General features: G+C 58.2%; 13 protein-coding genes. 4 read left to right on the plus strand and 9 right to left on the minus strand.

Annotated features, from left to right (window positions below):
- Positions 1 to 77: 77 nt before the first annotated feature.
- Both M8014_RS03795 and M8014_RS03800 read right to left on the minus strand, forming a co-directional pair.
- Positions 78 to 851: an ABC transporter substrate-binding protein gene (locus tag M8014_RS03795; protein WP_271281207.1), complete on the minus strand. Its 774-nt coding sequence runs from the start codon at positions 849 to 851 to the stop codon at positions 78 to 80.
- 11 nt (positions 852 to 862) lie between these two features.
- Positions 863 to 2032, minus strand: coding sequence for a pyridoxal phosphate-dependent aminotransferase (locus M8014_RS03800; RefSeq protein ID WP_271281254.1), 1170 nt, complete (start codon positions 2030 to 2032; stop codon positions 863 to 865).
- A gap of 111 nt (positions 2033 to 2143) precedes the next feature.
- Here M8014_RS03800 and M8014_RS03805 point away from each other — a divergent pair, with 111 nt between their 5' ends.
- Positions 2144 to 2986, plus strand: coding sequence for a LysR family transcriptional regulator (locus M8014_RS03805; RefSeq protein ID WP_271281208.1), 843 nt, complete (start codon positions 2144 to 2146; stop codon positions 2984 to 2986).
- Here the strand turns inward: M8014_RS03805 and M8014_RS03810 are convergent.
- Both M8014_RS03810 and hglS read right to left on the minus strand, forming a co-directional pair.
- A complete protein-coding gene (locus M8014_RS03810; RefSeq protein ID WP_271281209.1) occupies positions 2973 to 4481 on the minus strand; it encodes a carboxylesterase/lipase family protein in 1509 nt (502 codons plus the stop codon). The genes M8014_RS03805 and M8014_RS03810 overlap by 14 nt on opposite strands.
- Before the next feature lie 42 nt (positions 4482 to 4523).
- Positions 4524 to 5867 (minus strand): 2-oxoadipate dioxygenase/decarboxylase HglS, encoded by a 1344-nt coding sequence (gene hglS / locus M8014_RS03815; RefSeq protein ID WP_271281210.1) that lies wholly within the window; start codon positions 5865 to 5867, stop codon positions 4524 to 4526.
- Positions 5868 to 6141: 274 nt separating this feature from the next.
- Here hglS and M8014_RS03820 point away from each other — a divergent pair, with 274 nt between their 5' ends.
- Together M8014_RS03820 and M8014_RS03825 are read left to right on the plus strand one after the other, a co-directional pair.
- Positions 6142 to 7065, plus strand: coding sequence for a LysR substrate-binding domain-containing protein (locus tag M8014_RS03820; protein ID WP_271281211.1), 924 nt, complete (start codon positions 6142 to 6144; stop codon positions 7063 to 7065).
- Positions 7066 to 7331: 266 nt separating this feature from the next.
- Complete coding sequence (locus M8014_RS03825) at positions 7332 to 9716, plus strand: membrane-bound PQQ-dependent dehydrogenase, glucose/quinate/shikimate family (protein ID WP_271281212.1); 2385 nt, start codon at positions 7332 to 7334, stop codon at positions 9714 to 9716.
- Positions 9717 to 9749: 33 nt separating this feature from the next.
- On the opposite strand, the gene M8014_RS03830 is transcribed toward M8014_RS03825, so the two are convergent.
- The 4 genes from M8014_RS03830 to M8014_RS03845 form a co-directional block, all read right to left on the minus strand.
- Positions 9750 to 10214: an energy transducer TonB gene (locus M8014_RS03830; protein WP_271281213.1), complete on the minus strand. Its 465-nt coding sequence runs from the start codon at positions 10212 to 10214 to the stop codon at positions 9750 to 9752.
- Between the two features lie 116 nt (positions 10215 to 10330).
- Complete coding sequence (locus M8014_RS03835; RefSeq protein WP_271281214.1) at positions 10331 to 12028, minus strand: methyl-accepting chemotaxis protein; 1698 nt, start codon at positions 12026 to 12028, stop codon at positions 10331 to 10333.
- Positions 12029 to 12219: 191 nt separating this feature from the next.
- A complete protein-coding gene (locus M8014_RS03840; RefSeq protein ID WP_271281215.1) occupies positions 12220 to 13338 on the minus strand; it encodes an S-(hydroxymethyl)glutathione dehydrogenase/class III alcohol dehydrogenase in 1119 nt (372 codons plus the stop codon).
- 29 nt (positions 13339 to 13367) lie between these two features.
- Positions 13368 to 13643 carry a metal/formaldehyde-sensitive transcriptional repressor gene (locus tag M8014_RS03845; RefSeq protein ID WP_032610935.1) on the minus strand — a complete coding sequence of 92 codons (276 nt, stop codon included), beginning with the start codon at positions 13641 to 13643 and terminating at the stop codon, positions 13368 to 13370.
- A gap of 279 nt (positions 13644 to 13922) precedes the next feature.
- Between M8014_RS03845 and M8014_RS03850 the strand changes: the two genes are divergently transcribed.
- Positions 13923 to 14198: a hypothetical protein gene (locus M8014_RS03850; protein WP_271281216.1), complete on the plus strand. Its 276-nt coding sequence runs from the start codon at positions 13923 to 13925 to the stop codon at positions 14196 to 14198.
- Between the two features lie 55 nt (positions 14199 to 14253).
- On the opposite strand, the gene M8014_RS03855 is transcribed toward M8014_RS03850, so the two are convergent.
- Positions 14254 to 15630 (minus strand): carbohydrate porin, encoded by a 1377-nt coding sequence (locus M8014_RS03855; protein WP_271281217.1) that lies wholly within the window; start codon positions 15628 to 15630, stop codon positions 14254 to 14256.
- Positions 15631 to 15636 lie beyond the last annotated feature (6 nt).

The following is a 15636-nucleotide window of genomic DNA, read 5'->3' on the forward strand; positions in this document are numbered from 1 at the left end:
CTGAAACGCGGGTAAAGAAACGGTTAAAAAAGCCCCTGTTGGACATCGTCAACAGGGGCTAAAAGGTCAGGATTTTTTTATTTTACGCTGACATCGATGCCCGGGAAGTACTTCTGAGCGAGCTTGTCGATGGTGCCGTCAGTGCGGACTTTATCAATGGCGGCATCAAGCTGTTTTTTGGTTGCGTCATCACCTTTACGCAAGCCAAAACCGATCCCGCTGCCGAGGATGGTGTCATCAGAGACTGGCTTGCCGATAAAGCCAAACCCTTTCCCCTGCGGCTTGCTCAGGAACCCGGCCTGCCCGGCGGCGGACATCACCAGCGAAGCGTCGATGCGGCCATTCAGCAAATCAGCCCATGCCATGTTCTGATCTTTATACGACACCACGTTGACACCGTGCTTTTCCCAATGCTCTTTCGCGTAGGTTTCCTGGATAGAACCCTGCAGAACGCCGATGGTTTTACCCTTCAGCCCGTCTGGCGTGGCGTCTACCGCGCTACCCGATTTGCCCACCAGTTGGGACGGAATGCGGTAGATCGGCTGGGTAAAGTCGATGCTCTGGCGGCGCTGGTCGGTGATGTTCATCGCCGAGTTGATGGCATCGAATTTCTTCGCCACCAGGCCCGGGATCAGTGCATCAAACGAGGTTTCAACCCAGTTGCACTTCAGCGCAGCCGCCGCGCAAATCGCGTTGCCGAGCTCAATATCAAACCCTTCCAGCTCACCTGCGGCATTACGGCTCTCAAAGGGCGGATACTCGGCTTCTACGCCATAACGTAATTCGGTTGCGGCGAAAGAAGAGAACGAACACAGCAACCCCAGGCCGACAACGAAGGCTTTTAATTTCATAACTGAACTCCTTAGCGTGGTTTTACCCGACACAGGGCCTGCGCACCTGCCCGTAAAGTCGCCTCATCTTTGGCAAAAGAGAGACGTATTAATTTGTTATCTGTCCCGTCGGTATAAAACGCCGAGAGCGGGATAGTGGCAACACCGTAGTCAATAATCAGCCGTTTCACCATCTCGCTGTCGCTTTCATCGCTGAAATGGCTGTAGTCCGCCAGCAGGAAGAACGACCCGGCGCTCGGCAGCAGGCGGAACGGAGATTCCGCCAGCAGGTTGACCAGCAGATCGCGCTTGCGCTGATAAAAGGCCGCCAGCGACAGCCAGGTTTGGGGATCGGCCATATGTTCGGCAAAGGCGTGCTGCATAGGGGTATCGGCAGAGAACATCAAAAACTGATGGATTTTACAGATCTCGTCCATCAGCTCCGCCGGAGCAACGCAGTAGCCGACGCGCCAGCCGGTGACGTGATAGGTTTTGCCGAACGACGAAATAATCACGCTGCGCTCTGCAAGCCCAGGATGGGTCGCCATGCCGTGATGCGGCACGTCGTCAAACACCACGTGCTCATACACTTCGTCAGAAAGAATAATGATATCGGTATGACGGGTGATCGCCGCCAGCTGTTCCAGATCGTTCGCCGAGAAGACCTGCCCGCTCGGGTTATGCGGCGTATTGACGATAATCATCCGGGTGCGCGAGGTCACAGCGGCGCGCACTTCATCCCAGTTCACCGCAAAATCCGGCACCGTCAGCTTGATGGCTACCGGCGTGGCGCCCTGCAGACGCACAATTGGCGCGTAGCTGTCGAACGACGGCTCGAAGTAAATCACTTCATCGCCAGGGTGAACCAGCCCGCTGATCGCCGAATAGAGTCCTTCGCTGGCGCTGGCGGTGACTAACACTTCGCTGGCGGGATCGTACTGGGTGCCGTACAGCGCGGCGATTTTACTGGCGATACGCTCTTTCAGCGCTGCCAGCCCGGTCATCGAGGCATATTGATTGTGCCCGGCCTGCATCGCCCGGTGCACGCCCGCAATCAGCTCAGGATCGCAGGAAAAGTTCGGAGCCCCCTGAGAAAGGTTGATGGCATTGTGCTCCGCAGAGAGCTGACCGATAACGGTAAAAATGGTGGTGCCAACGTCCGGCAGTTTGGAACGGGTCTGTATCGGGGTACGCAGAGTCATCATAAATCCCTTCTCGTGGATATTGCATAACTATTCAACCCAAACTCCGTTGCCGCGACAACCGAATTGTTGTCATAATAGCCATGACAAAAAATCATACCTGGAGGTGATATGTCGCGTCGTTCTTTCCCCCTGACCGCCGTTGAGGCGTTTATCGTTACCGCGCGCCATTTGAATCTAACCCATGCGGCCAAAGAGCTGTGTCTGACGCAGGGCGCGGTGAGCCGCAAGATTGCCGCGCTTGAGAGCTGGTTCGGCTTTCCGCTGTTTGAACGTCACGCCCGCGGATTGCGCCTCTCCCCCCAGGGCAGCGCCCTGCTGCCGGATCTGCGCGCCTCGTATGAGCATTTCCTGACGGTGGCAGATCAGGCCCGGGCGCAGCAAACCGTGGTGCGGGTGAAAGTCCCCACCTGCGCGGTACGCTGGCTGGTGCCGCGCCTGCTGCAGGTCGAGCGCGACCAGCCGGAGCTGCAAATTGCGCTGACCGCCACCAACGATCACAGCGTTAATTTCAAAACCGAATCCTACGATGCGGCGATTGTCTTCGGCACCCAGCTGAGCGCGGGCGATCTGCTGTTTGAAGAGGCGTTAACCCCGGTGATCAGTCCCTTGCGCCAGGCGTGTGCGGTAGAGACGTTGACCTTCCTGCACCCCACGCGGGATAAGACTGACTGGTCGCTGTGGCTGGAGAAACAGGCCGTGCAGCCGCCTGCCATGCACAAAAATCAACACTTCGATACCATGGATCTGGCGATCACCGCCGCCATTCAGGGGCTCGGCGTGGCAATTGCCGACGAAACGCTGGTGGAGGAGGATATCCGCGCCGGGCGGCTGGTGCGGCCTTTCGCCAGCAGCGTAAAAACCGGGGCCAGCTACCGGTTGGTACTGCGTGAATCGCGCGGTAAGGCCGCCGGGCTCGCGGCCTTCAGGCAATGCCTGCTCAGTCCAGGCTGACGTGGTGCTTCATCACCCGCTTAAACAGCGCCAGTCTGGCGCGCATAAAGCGGTTTTCCAGCTTAAAACCTGCATGTTTATTCAATCCAATGCGCAACAGCACGTCCCGCCGGTGGTGACAGGCAGGCCAGCGCGTCGGGCCTTCTAGCGTCGAGCAGCCCCGACTGGCGGAGCGGGCAAAATTGACCCAGTAGTCTGCCACCTGAGCAGAAAACGCCAGATCGTTGTCATTCACATACTGCCGGGCGGGCTCGGCAAGCGTCAGCGTATCAAACACGTACGGCACTTCATTGCCGTGCCACGCCCCGTTGGCGTAGGTGTCATGCTCGGCTTCGGCGACATAATCAAACCAGTAGCGCCAGCACGGCTCTCCGACCCGCTGCTGGGCCTGCATCACCACAAAGCCGAGGGTGGTAAACGCCATATCGCGGCACACCTGGCGACCCAGTGCCTCGTCACCTTTCACGCCCCGATAGAGCAGTTTAATCAGCCCCAGGCCTAAGCGCCGCTCCTTGCGCAGCTTCTGGATCTGCCCGGCAAGATCAATCCCGAATACCGCCATCACGCTGGCTTCATCGCTGTTCGAGCCAATCATAATGGGCACCGGATGCTGCCGCGCGGCAAAAAAGACCTCCAGCATTGGCTCCGGCAGCACGCAGTCGCCGACAATCGGCGTGGGTGCCACGTTCAGCGGCGCGGTCAGCGGCCAGAAATCTTCTGCCGGGATCGCCCTGAGCTGCTCTGCGCTGGTGTTATCCAGCCCAAAGTGGGCCGCCAGCGCTTTACCTTTTTCCAGCGCCTGTTCGCGCGGCGTATCCGCCAGGGTGTAACCGCTCTGCACTATCGCCTTATGGAACAGCCCCTTCGCCAGCGGCGAGGCCAGTAACGACAATACGCTGCGCGCCCCGGCGGACTCGCCGAACAGGGTGATGTTGTTGACGTCACCGCCGAAGGCGGCAATGTTGTCACGCACCCACTCAAGCGCAGCAATTTGATCGAGCAGGGCGAAGTTATGCACCACCCGCTCCTCTTCCCCTTCCAGCGCCGGATGGGCAAAGAAGCCCAGATGGCCCAGTCGGTAGTTCAGCGTAACCACTACCGCCTCGCGCTGCGCCAGCGCCTTGCCGTCGTAGGGCGGTAATCCACCCGCGCCAATCGTAAAGCCGCCGCCGTGCAGCCAGACCATCACCGGCAACGGCTTTTTACGTTGTACCGGCGACCAGACGTTCAGATACAGGCAATCTTCCGAGAAACGGCCGGGGTCACCCCCGCCCAGCTGTTGGCAATAGTCACTGCTCTGCCAGCTGGAGGCGGAAAAGGCGCTGGCCGGACGCACGCCGTCCCAGCTCGCCACCGGCTGGGGCGAACGCCAGCGCAGCGCACCCACCGGCGGCGCGGCGTAGGGAATGGCGCGCCAGACCTGCACATCGCCGTCGGTGATGCCGAGCAGCGTGCCCTGGCGCGTAGTAATAATCGGGGTGGAGGGGTTGTCCATACTGACCTTCTGTTAACATCACACCCCCGCAGATTACCGCTTTCAGAGCAAACCGCAACGCCGTTTGCTGCGTTCTTCGGCCTCCTGATAGAGCGTAAACTCATCCAGCACCGGGCAGCCGAGCGCCGCTTCAAAGGCATCCCGACTGGCGTTGCCGTGGGTGCGAGCCTGAGTTTGATTGCCGAGGTTGGACTGGAAAATCCCCGCCGCGCTCACCGGCAGGAAGTCCTCATAGGTGATGGGCTGGGCAACCACCCAGCCGCGCTCAATCAGCGGCTGCGGATCGTCACCGGGGCTGAACGCCTGACGGTGTGACTCCCCGGCGGGCGTCAGACGGTAGCGGAAATAGGCCAGCGACTGCCGACGCAGGAAGATGTCGCTGTCCGGAAACGCCTGAAACACTTCCTGCAAATGCATCTGATGCAGCAGGTTATCCTTCCCGGTTCCGGCCTCTGCCAGCAGGCGGTCGTACATGTCGCGTCCTTTCGGGGTTAAGGCCACGCCGCGCTGTTCAATCTCACCAAAGCGCGCGGTGTGGGTACCCTGATGCTCCCCGGCAAAGAACACCGGTTCTTCCAGCGCCTTAAAGCTGGTCTGGCGCAGCAGCAGCGGCGTCTCCCGGCGCGGTGGTCCCTCGATCAGGGCTTTCGGCTCGATTCCGTATTCCGGCATCAGGGCCTGCACGCGGTCGATATCCAGCGTGCGCGGGGTGAGGTGATTAATATGACAGCCGGGGAAGCACACCACGTCGGCAATCAGCCGGTGCTCGTTGTGTAGCGCCAGATAGGTAGCCTGATCCACCGTGGCGTGGCGATGCCAGCGGAAAGTCTCCAGCGCCTCCGTCACAAACTCCTGCGCCTCTGCGTCAGTAAATTCCCCTTCCGTTTCGTGCAGGGCGATAAGCCGCAGGCAGCCCGGGGTAAAGATATTACGTTGGGCGAGGATTGCTGCCGCCTGCTCGCGCAGGGGAGCATTGTCAATCAGCTCCAGGCGCAGCAGCGAGGTAAAGATGCGAAACGGATTGCGCGACAGGGCGGCATCGTCCACCGGACGAAACGCGGTGGAGTGAACCGGCACCCCGGCCTGGGAGAGATCGTAATAGCTGACCGGATACATGCCCATAATGGCAAACATGCGGCGCAGCGTATTCAGTTCCTGAGCACTACCGACGCGAATAGCGCCGTGGCGTTCGACGTTAAGGCGGGCCAGTTCGTCCGCGTTGGCCAGTTGTTCATGCAGCTTCGGGTTATTCTCCAGCACCGCCAGATTCACGTCCGCCACCAGCTCCAGTAAGGTGCCGTACTGCGGAACTTCCTGCTGGTACATCGCCGACATTGCCTGCGAAAATTGTTCCCGAATATCATCAGCCGTGATGGTGTTCGCCATGATGTCATGCCTCCAGTGAATATTACCTGGAGTGTAGAGAAGGCCATCGACGGCGGCGGGAAGAATTTACAAACTGTGATCTGGATGGAGCGATTCTCATTTGCAGATTTATCGGGTATTCGCCGGTTAGGGCATCAGCACGAATAAATGCCGCTATTTCCAAAAAATTGCTTGTTACTCAAATAGATCAAATGTTAATAATATTTTGCTAGCTGGTTAGCAAAATTAAACAACTTAACTTGTCACCCTGGCCTCTCTGTTCTTAACATCGCCTATGGAAAAAAATGGTTTGTTTAGTCAGCGCATTCGTCTGCGCCATCTGCACACTTTTGTGGCCGTCGCTCAACAGGGAACGCTGGGGCGTGCGGCTGAAACTCTTAACCTCAGCCAGCCTGCGCTTTCCAAAACCCTGAACGAGCTGGAACAGCTGACCGGCACGCGGCTGTTCGATCGTGGACGGCTGGGCGCACAGCTGACTCTCGTCGGCGAGCAATTTCTGACCCACGCCGTCAAAGTGCTGGATGCCCTGAATACGGCGGGCCAGTCCCTGACGCGCCGCATCGATCAGCCTGCAGATGTGGTGCGCATCGGTGCCCTGCCGACTGCCGCGCTGGGCATTTTGCCCGCGGTAATTGGCCAGTTTCATAAGCAGCAGCGCAACATTACCCTGCAGGTTGCCACCATGAATAACACCATGCTGCTGGCGGGGCTGAAATCCGGTGAGCTGGATCTGGGGATCGGCAGAATGTCCGACCCGGAGCTGATGAGCGGTCTTAATTACGAACTGCTGTTTCTGGAATCGCTGAAGCTGGTGGTTCGTCCGCGTCACCCGATCCTCCAGGACACCGTCACCCTCAGTCGGGTAATGGACTGGCCGGTGGTGGTGTCGCCAAAAGGCACCGTTCCGCGTCAGACCGCAGAGACCCTGCTGCAGGCCCAGGGGTGTAAACTGCCCGCTGGCTGCATTGAAACCCTGTCGGCATCTTTATCGCGTCAGCTGACGGTCGACTATGACTACGTCTGGTTTGTCCCGTCCGGGGCGGTGAAAGACGATCTGCGTCAGGGCTCGCTGGTGGCTCTGCCGGTGACTACGCCAGGCCCCGGCGAACCGATTGGGGTGCTGACGCGCGTGGAGGCCTCCCTTTCACCCGCCGCCCAGACCCTGCTGAGCGCGATACGTAAATCTATGCCGGTGTGATCGCACTTCCCTCCTGCCCGTCTTGATGACGGGCTTTTTATTTGCCTTACTCAAATAATGCGAAATCATTCATTAACAATTGCATCAAACAATTTAACAGATTTATCATACCCGCCGATTTCACCAAATGGTTCACTCGAATAACAACCCGGTGACTATCACGCCGCTTCATGGCGGCTTACATCGCATATTTCATCATAACCCTTTTCGATTGTTATCCATTTGGTTCGGATGCCGCCACGGAAAGGGTGTTTCAGGAGACAGAAATGGCTTTAGGTAATTCGCTACGTGGGTTCCCCCGGATCCTGCAGTGGCTGCTGGTCGGGCTGATGGTCATCATCGGTCTGGCCGTCGGGGGGCTGGGCTTTAAGCTCGCTACCGTCGGGGGAAGTTGGTACTTCCTGATCATGGGCGTGGTGATGCTGATTGCCGCGTTCCTGATTGCGCGCAACCGCCTCAGCGGGATTGTGCTGTACGCCGTGGCGTTTATCGCCTCGCTGTTCTGGGCGGTGAGCGACGCGGGCTGGGATTTCTGGCCCCTGTTCTCGCGCCTGTTCACCTTTGCGGTGCTGGCGTTCCTTGCGGCAGTGGTCTGGCCGTTCCTGCGCGCGGTTAACCGCAGCGAGCCGGTTAACAAGACCCCGGCGTTTGCGCTGGCCGCCGTGCTGGCAGTGGTGATGCTGGGAAGCATGGGCTGGATGTTCAAACCGCAAACCCTGGTCAGCGCCAGCGAGCCGGTGCCGGTTAAACCGGTCGCAGCAGGCGAGCAGCAGAAGGACTGGGCACACTGGGGGAACACCACCCACGGCGACCGTTTTGCCGCGCTGGACCAGATTAACAAGCAGAACGTTAACCAGCTGAAAGTGGCCTGGACGGCGCACACGGGTGACATCCCGCAGAGCAACGGCTCCGGCGCGGAAGATCAGAACACCCCGCTGCAGATTGGCGACACCCTGTTCGTCTGTACCCCGTACAGCAAGGTGCTGGCGCTTGACGTCGATACCGGGAAAGAGAAATGGCGCTACGACTCGAAGGCCACCGCACCAAACTGGCAGCGCTGCCGTGGTCTGGGCTATTTTGAAGACACCCCCAGCGTGACAACGTCACAGGGCGATACTCAGCCTGCGGCCTGTTCGCGTCGCCTGTTCCTGCCTACTACCGATGCCCGTCTGATTGCCATCAACGCCGATACCGGCAAGCTGTGCGAAGACTTTGGCGACAAGGGTTCGGTCGATCTTGGCGTGGGTATGGGTGAGATCAAACCAGGCTACTATCAGCAGACCTCGACCCCGCTGGTGGCGGGCAATGTGGTGGTAGTCGGCGGACGCGTGGCGGACAACTTCTCCACCGGCGAACCGCCGGGCGTGGTGCGCGCCTATGACGTGCACACCGGCAAACTGGCGTGGGCCTGGGATCCGGGTAACCCGAACATCACCGGCCTGCCGCCGGAAGGCCAGACCTACACCCGCGGGACGCCAAACGTCTGGTCAGCCATGTCTTACGATGCGAAGCTGAACCTGATCTACCTCCCGACCGGTAACGCAACGCCGGACTTCTATGCCGGGGAACGTACCGCGCTGGATGATAAATACAGCTCCTCAATTGTGGCGGTGGATGCGACTACCGGCCAGGTGCGCTGGCATTTCCAGACCACCCATCACGATCTGTGGGACTTTGACCTGCCTTCCCAGCCGCTGCTGTACGATCTGCCGGACGGCAAAGGCAATACCACTCCGGTGCTGGTGCAGACCAGCAAGCAGGGCATGATCTTTATGCTTAACCGCGAAACCGGTGAGCCGGTCGCGAAAGTGGAAGAGCGTCCGGTTCCGGCCGGGAACGTCGAGGGCGAACGTTACTCCCCGACCCAGCCGTACTCGGTGGGGATGCCGATGATCGGCAACCAGACCCTGACCGAAGCCGACATGTGGGGCGCAACCCCGGTCGACCTGCTGCTGTGCCGTATCCAGTTTAAAGAGATGCGCCATCAGGGCGTCTACACCCCGCCGGGTCTGGACCGCTCCCTGCAGTTCCCGGGATCGCTGGGCGGCATGAACTGGGGCAGCGTCTCGGTTGATCCGAACAATAGCCTGATGTTCGTCAACGACATGCGTCTGGGTCTGGCGAACTACATGGTACCGCGCGCCAACGTGGCGAAAAACGCCAGCGGTATCGAGATGGGGATTGTGCCGATGGACGGTACGCCGTTTGGTGCAATGCGCGAGCGCTTCCTGTCGCCGCTGGGCATTCCGTGCCAGAAACCGCCGTTCGGCACCATGTCAGCCGTGGATCTGAAGTCCGGCAAGCTGGTGTGGCAGGTACCGGTGGGAACGGTTGAAGATACGGGCCCGCTGGGAATTCGCATGCACATGCCAATCCCAATTGGTATGCCGACCCTCGGCGCGTCGCTCTCGACCCAGTCCGGCCTGCTGTTCTTTGCCGGAACCCAGGACTTCTACCTGCGCGCGTTTGATACCGCCAACGGGAAAGAGATCTGGAAAGAACGTCTGCCGGTAGGCAGCCAGTCTGGCCCGATGACTTACGTGTCACCGAAAACCGGGAAGCAGTACATCATCATCAACGCCGGGGGCGCACGTCAGTCGCCGGATCGCGGTGATTACATTACTGCGTACGCACTGCCTGATAAAAAGTAACCGCTCAACCGGCCACTGATGTGGCCGGTTTTTTTACCGCGTGCCGGACAGCGAATTTTCGATCCAGCTCGCCGTCTTGCCGTTCTGATAACTCGCCACCAGATTCTGGCTGACGCCCGCTGGCCAGCAGCTGCGCATAACGGCCCGTTTCGTCTCTTCAAAGAAAGGTTTATCCCCCGCCGCTTCGTAATCCGCTGCCCGCCCGTTCAGCTTGACGTTAAACGAGACCGTCACTCTGCCGGAATATTTCTGCGCCGCGGCCTGCTCAGGGTAGCGAGGCTGCACCCGGTAAATATCGCCGTCACAGTCGGTCTGACCGGCGCTTTCTGCACTCGACATGCTGCCGCCCACCGGGAAGGATAAACCGACCCCCATCCCGCCGCTGCCGCCCCCGCCGCCGATGCCTACCCCTCCGATCCCCACGCTACCGCCGGAAGCACACCCGGCCAGTAGTCCTGCCGCGCAGATTATCTGCATCACGCGTTTGGTTGATTGCATCGCTTTGCTCCTCGTTCGCCTTTTAACGATCATAGCGGGGAATAAAAAAAGGGTTCATGTCGGAACATGAACCCTGAAGGTTTTACGCCAGGTGGCACTGCACGAGACTTAATGCCTTAGAAGGTTTCCCAGTTATCCCCATCAACCACCGCCGGGCGCAGCGGTGAAGCCGGTGCGGCTGGGGTGATGTTATTGCTACTGCTGCTGCGGGCCTGGGTGATGCCGTGCAGACGGAACGTCCCCACCGCTTCGGTCAGACGCGCGGCTTGATCTTCCAGCGAGGCGGCCGCAGCGGAAGCTTCTTCCACCAGCGAGGCATTCTGCTGAGTCACTTTATCCATCTCGGAGATGGCCTGACTGACCTGCACAATGCCACGGCTCTGCTCGTCGGAGGCGGCGGCGATTTCCAGCATGATATCGGTGACGCGTTTCACCGCATCAACAATCTCGCCCATGGTGTTACCGGCAGCCACTACTTCGCCGGAGCCCTGGTCAATCAAAGAGACCGACTCGCTGATCAGGCCTTCAATCTCTTTCGCAGCGTTGGCGCTGCGACTGGCCAGAGTGCGCACTTCGCTGGCGACCACGGCAAAACCACGGCCCTGCTCACCGGCACGGGCGGCTTCAACGGCGGCGTTCAGCGCCAGGATATTGGTCTGGAAGGCAATGCTGTTGATCACCGCGGTGATTTCAGAAATTTTCTTCGAGCTGCTGGAAATATTGCTCATGGTTTTCACCACCCCGGAGACCATCTGGCCGCCACGGCTGGCTTTCCCGGACGCATCTTCCGCCAGCTTGCTGGCATGGTGTGCGTTGTCGGCGTTTTGTTTTACCGTCGCCGTTAACTGTTCCATGCTGGCGGCGGTCTCCTCAATTGCCGCCGCCTGCTGTTCGGTACGGGACGAAAGGTCGGTATTGCCTGCCGAGATTTCGCTGGTCCCGCGATAGATCTCTTCCGCGCCCTGGCGAACCGTGCCTACCGTCTTCACCAGCGAGTGCTGCATGGTTTGCAGGTCGTGCGTCAGGCGGCCAATTTCGCTGCGCCCGGTCAGATCGTCGGCGAAGGTCAGATCCCCTTTCGCGATATGCTCAATACGGCGCGCGGCGCGCTGCAGCGGGTTAATCACCGTGCGACGCAGCACCATAAAGGTGATCACCGTCAGCACCAGGGCCAGACCAAAGGCACCCACCATAAACATCAGCCCCAGCTGAGTGCGGGTATGCGCCTGTTCGGTCAACAGATTAGCGCGATCGGTTCGGATTTTAACCGCCTTCAGCAGCACCTCGTTATAGGCATCATCCAGCGGACGCGCCTCTTCATTTTCGTGGTTGATGATGGCTTCAAACATGCCGTTTTTGGCATATTTCAGCATCGGCTGCATGCCGTCGATATACGCCTGGAAACGTGTTTTCAGATCGCCATCCAGCGCTTCATCAGCCGGGGTACGCACGCTACGGTTCATGTACAGGGCAAAGCTATCCTGAGACTGCTTAATCCGTTTTTCCGCTTCCGCGATGTTTTGCTTCATCGCGTCCATTTCCGCAATACGGCTGGCGGCGCCCGCGTGGATCATATTAATACGCGAGGTACGCAGGTGGTTTGAGCTGTTTGACAGCCCGGTGCGCACCTGGATTTCGGCGGTGACGTCCTGTAGATCCCGGTCGGCCTGCAGCAGGAAATAGCCCGCCAACCCGGCACTGAGCGCGAACAGCAAAATAATGCCGCCAAGAATGGAGGAGATAAGGGGAAGCAACCGAATTTGGTGCAGGAAGCCCAGTTTTTGCTGCGCCCGCACCGTTGATTTTTTTTCCATACCGTTGACTCTCTTATAGGTAGATGCGCAGAAGCACGCCTGTAAAATAGTCATCGGCACTACAGGGGATTTGATTATGGCTAAAATAGAACCCAGTTCACACTTTAGAAATGATTATTAAAGAAATGTCCTCCCCGCTACCGGCGAACGGCAGCGGGGAGGATTTTTAACAGAAATTGCTGACAGAATAATCAGTTATCGCCGAAATGAATAACGGTGCGGATAGACTTCCCGGCGTGCATCAGGTCGAACGCTTCATTGATTTGCTCCAGCGGCAGACGGTGGGTAATGAACGGGTCGAGCTGGATTTTGCCCGCCATCGCATCTTCCACCATTCCTGGCAGCTGGGTACGGCCTTTGACGCCGCCAAACGCGGAACCGCGCCAGACACGACCGGTTACCAGCTGGAACGGACGGGTTTTGATCTCCTGACCTGCGCCCGCCACGCCAATGATGATGCTCTCACCCCAGCCCTTGTGGCAGCACTCCAGCGCCGCGCGCATCACGTTGACGTTGCCGATACATTCAAAGCTGAAGTCGACACCGCCGTCAGTGAGCTCAACGATCACATCCTGCACCGGTTTGTCGTAGTCGTTCGGGTTGACGAAATCGGTCGCGCCCAGTTCACCCGCCAGTTTGAATTTCTCCGGGTTGGTGTCCACCGCCAGAATACGCCCGGCTTTGGCCTGCACCGCACCCTGGATCACCGCCAGACCGATCCCGCCGAGACCGAACACCGCCACGGTATCGCCCTCTTTCACTTTCGCGGTGTTATGTACGGCACCGATCCCGGTGGTGACGCCACAGCCCAGCAGACAGACTTTTTCCAGCGGCGCCTGCGGGTTCACTTTTGCGAGCGAGATTTCTGCGCAGACGGTGTATTCGCTGAAGGTGCTGGTGCCCATATAGTGATAGATCGGCTCGCCGTTATAGGAGAAACGGGTGGTGCCGTCCGGCATCAGGCCTTTACCCTGGGTGGCGCGTACCGCCTGGCAGAGGTTGGTTTTGCCGGATTTACAGAACTTACACTCGCCGCATTCGGCGGTGTACAGCGGGATGACGTGATCGCCTGGCTGCAGGCTGGTGACGCCCTCTCCGACTTCCACTACCACGCCGCCGCCTTCGTGTCCGAGCACTGCCGGGAAGATACCTTCCGGATCGTCACCCGACAGCGTGAACGCATCGGTATGGCACACGCCGGTATGGGTGATTTTGACCAGCACTTCACCTTTCTTTGGCGGTGCTACATCAATTTCAACAATTTTCAGCGGCTGGCCTGGGCCAAATGCAACAGCAGCACGTGATTTCATCTTGCTTTCCTTTTAGTGATGTCAGGTTTTTATTTTAGATAAGAGCGCAGCAAATGGCCGACTTCTGCCATTCTAACGGCCCGCTGGTCGGCCGTGGTCTCGCCGGTTACCAGCTCATCTTTGAGGTGAATTTCAACCATCTCGCCCATCAGGCCGTTGGCGGCCCCGCGCACGGCGGCGATTTGCTGCAGGATGGCAAGGCAGGGTTCGCCGGATTCGAGCGCACGCTCCAGGGCATCAACCTGCCCGCGAATGCGCCGCACGCGAGTCAGGACGCGTTTTTTATCTTCAGGGGAATGTGGCATGGTGGCCTCCTGGATACTGTAGGGGAGTATACTATAGTATTCTGCCGCGTCATGTAAACCGGGATATTTGTCAGGGTATCAGGGGTTGGCCATGCCGGACGTCAGCCGCTGAATGGCTTTACCCAACTTTAATTTTTCTTACCTCCGCGCTCGAACAGATATAAAACCGGTGTGTCATCATGTCTGTGAATATCATCACCCCATAAGGCCTGCAATATTATGATAAGACCGACCCCGGCACTCCTCCTGGCGGGAAGCCTTCTGCTCGCTGGCTGTGATATGGAGCTGTCACAGGACGCGAAAGCCAAAGTTGAAGAAACCACCCAGGCGGCCGAGTCGTTAAAAAATAGCTTCAACAGCGAAGTCCAAAAAGCCAAAGAGGGCGCGCTGACCAAAACCCAGGAGACGCTCACCTCGAGCCTGTCGGAAGAGACCAATAAGCAGATCGACAGCGTTAAACAGAAAGCGGAAGACATTGGCAATATGAAAGTCTCCGATCTGCTCAGCTTTGGTGGCGATAGCGAAGCGGAAAGTGAAGCGGAAGAGAGTCAGTAGCGTGTACCCATAGCCATGTTACAGAGGGCGCAGCAGTGCCCTCTGCATCATCACATCAGAAGAAATATTTAAACCGTACACGGGCACCGTAGCGGTCCTGAGAATCTTCCCCGCCCTTCTCTTTCAGCCACGACCAGTAACTGCCCAGATAGATATTAAAGTTCTTCATATCCATGATATTGGGGATTTGGTAAGAGGCATGCACGGTGTGAATGTCGTAGGTGCCGGTGTCGGTGATCCAGCAGCCGTCGTCGCACCCGGTCAGCGCACTTTGGTCGAACTGTTCGATCTTGTTGTGGGCATAGATATAGCCCAGTTCAACGCGGTGCCACAGGGCATTGACCCCGGCGGAGAAATCTTTCTCCTGCTCGGCATCCAGCCAGGCGGTGTTCAGGTTCAGGACCACGCCGTTATCCGGATCCTTCTTCAGTCCATTCCACGTCATCACCGCGCCGTAGCCGGTGCGTTGAGACTGATCGACCCAGTTTCCCTGCGGATCATAATAGCCGTAGGCGTTATTCACCACGTTCGATTCCATGGCCGCCGACAGACTCAAGGCATCCTGCGTCCAGGAGATCACCGGGCGCAGGTAAACCACGTTTTTATCGTTAGTCAGCTGCCGGCCATGGTAATTGCCATCGACGAACAGCGAACTGCCATTTTCCACCAGCGTGTTCATTTCGAAATACCAGTTGTCGAGCTGCTTGCTTACCAGGAAATTGCCACCGGAATCTGAGCGGCCGCGCGCCTCTTTCATCATGTAAATATAACCGTGGCCGTCATCGTAGAGATCGTTGGCCGTGTCGCCGGAGTGTTGAATAAAGGTGTCCTGATTCAGCGGGAACATGTCGAAGGCTTCGAAACGGCCAACTTTAATTTTCCAGTCGCTCTCCCGACCAAAAAATAACGCGGCATCATCTAATTTCATCCCGCCGTTCATATCCGCCAGGGGTTGGGCAGTAAAACCGGCAAAATGTCCATTATTTAGCGTGCGATAGCCATCGAAGCCGAGCAGAATACGGCCATTAATATCCCATTTCTCATTGTCACTATCGCGATCGCCAATTAACGCCCCTTTGCGACTTTCCGCATCAAGGTTAAATTCGACATCACCGTACAGCTTCAGGTCGCCGAATCCGCTCAGTTTCAGCATTGGGGCGGCGAGATTATCTTTTGTCTCCGCAGCAGGCGTGGCGCTGACCACCGCCACCGCTGGCGTGGCTTGCGTGGCTTGCGTGGCGGGCACCGTGTGTTGCGTCTGCTTTAACTGCTGGATCTCGCTTTCGGCATTCTGCGCCCGGGTTTCGGCCGCTTGCAAGCGCTGTTCCATCTGCTGCAACCGCTGTTCCAGAGAGGTATTTGTTGTTTGCGCCCCGACAACAGGCGCGGCCAGAATTAACCCGACAGAGAGGGCTATCATTGTTTTTTTCATTATTAT

It is taken from the genome of Silvania hatchlandensis, assembly GCF_025564065.1.
Taxonomy (GTDB): domain Bacteria; phylum Pseudomonadota; class Gammaproteobacteria; order Enterobacterales; family Enterobacteriaceae; genus Enterobacter; species Enterobacter hatchlandensis.

Bases quoted from the DNA above. Each gene is read 5' to 3' on its own strand.
- M8014_RS03850 (WP_271281216.1), top strand. From the start codon at position 13,923: ATGGAGCTGTCACAGGACGCGAAAGCCAAAGTTGAAGAAACCACCCAG.
- M8014_RS03845 (WP_032610935.1), bottom strand. From the start codon at position 13,643: ATGCCACATTCCCCTGAAGATAAAAAACGCGTCCTGACTCGCGTGCGG.
- M8014_RS03825 (WP_271281212.1), top strand. From the start codon at position 7,332: ATGGCTTTAGGTAATTCGCTACGTGGGTTCCCCCGGATCCTGCAGTGG.
- M8014_RS03810 (WP_271281209.1), bottom strand. From the start codon at position 4,481: ATGGACAACCCCTCCACCCCGATTATTACTACGCGCCAGGGCACGCTG.
- hglS (WP_271281210.1), bottom strand. From the start codon at position 5,867: ATGGCGAACACCATCACGGCTGATGATATTCGGGAACAATTTTCGCAG.
- M8014_RS03830 (WP_271281213.1), bottom strand. From the start codon at position 10,214: ATGCAATCAACCAAACGCGTGATGCAGATAATCTGCGCGGCAGGACTA.
- M8014_RS03835 (WP_271281214.1), bottom strand. From the start codon at position 12,028: ATGGAAAAAAAATCAACGGTGCGGGCGCAGCAAAAACTGGGCTTCCTG.
- M8014_RS03840 (WP_271281215.1), bottom strand. From the start codon at position 13,338: ATGAAATCACGTGCTGCTGTTGCATTTGGCCCAGGCCAGCCGCTGAAA.
- M8014_RS03805 (WP_271281208.1), top strand. From the start codon at position 2,144: ATGTCGCGTCGTTCTTTCCCCCTGACCGCCGTTGAGGCGTTTATCGTT.
- M8014_RS03855 (WP_271281217.1), bottom strand. From the start codon at position 15,630: ATGAAAAAAACAATGATAGCCCTCTCTGTCGGGTTAATTCTGGCCGCG.
- M8014_RS03795 (WP_271281207.1), bottom strand. From the start codon at position 851: ATGAAATTAAAAGCCTTCGTTGTCGGCCTGGGGTTGCTGTGTTCGTTC.
- M8014_RS03820 (WP_271281211.1), top strand. From the start codon at position 6,142: ATGGAAAAAAATGGTTTGTTTAGTCAGCGCATTCGTCTGCGCCATCTG.
- M8014_RS03800 (WP_271281254.1), bottom strand. From the start codon at position 2,032: ATGACTCTGCGTACCCCGATACAGACCCGTTCCAAACTGCCGGACGTT.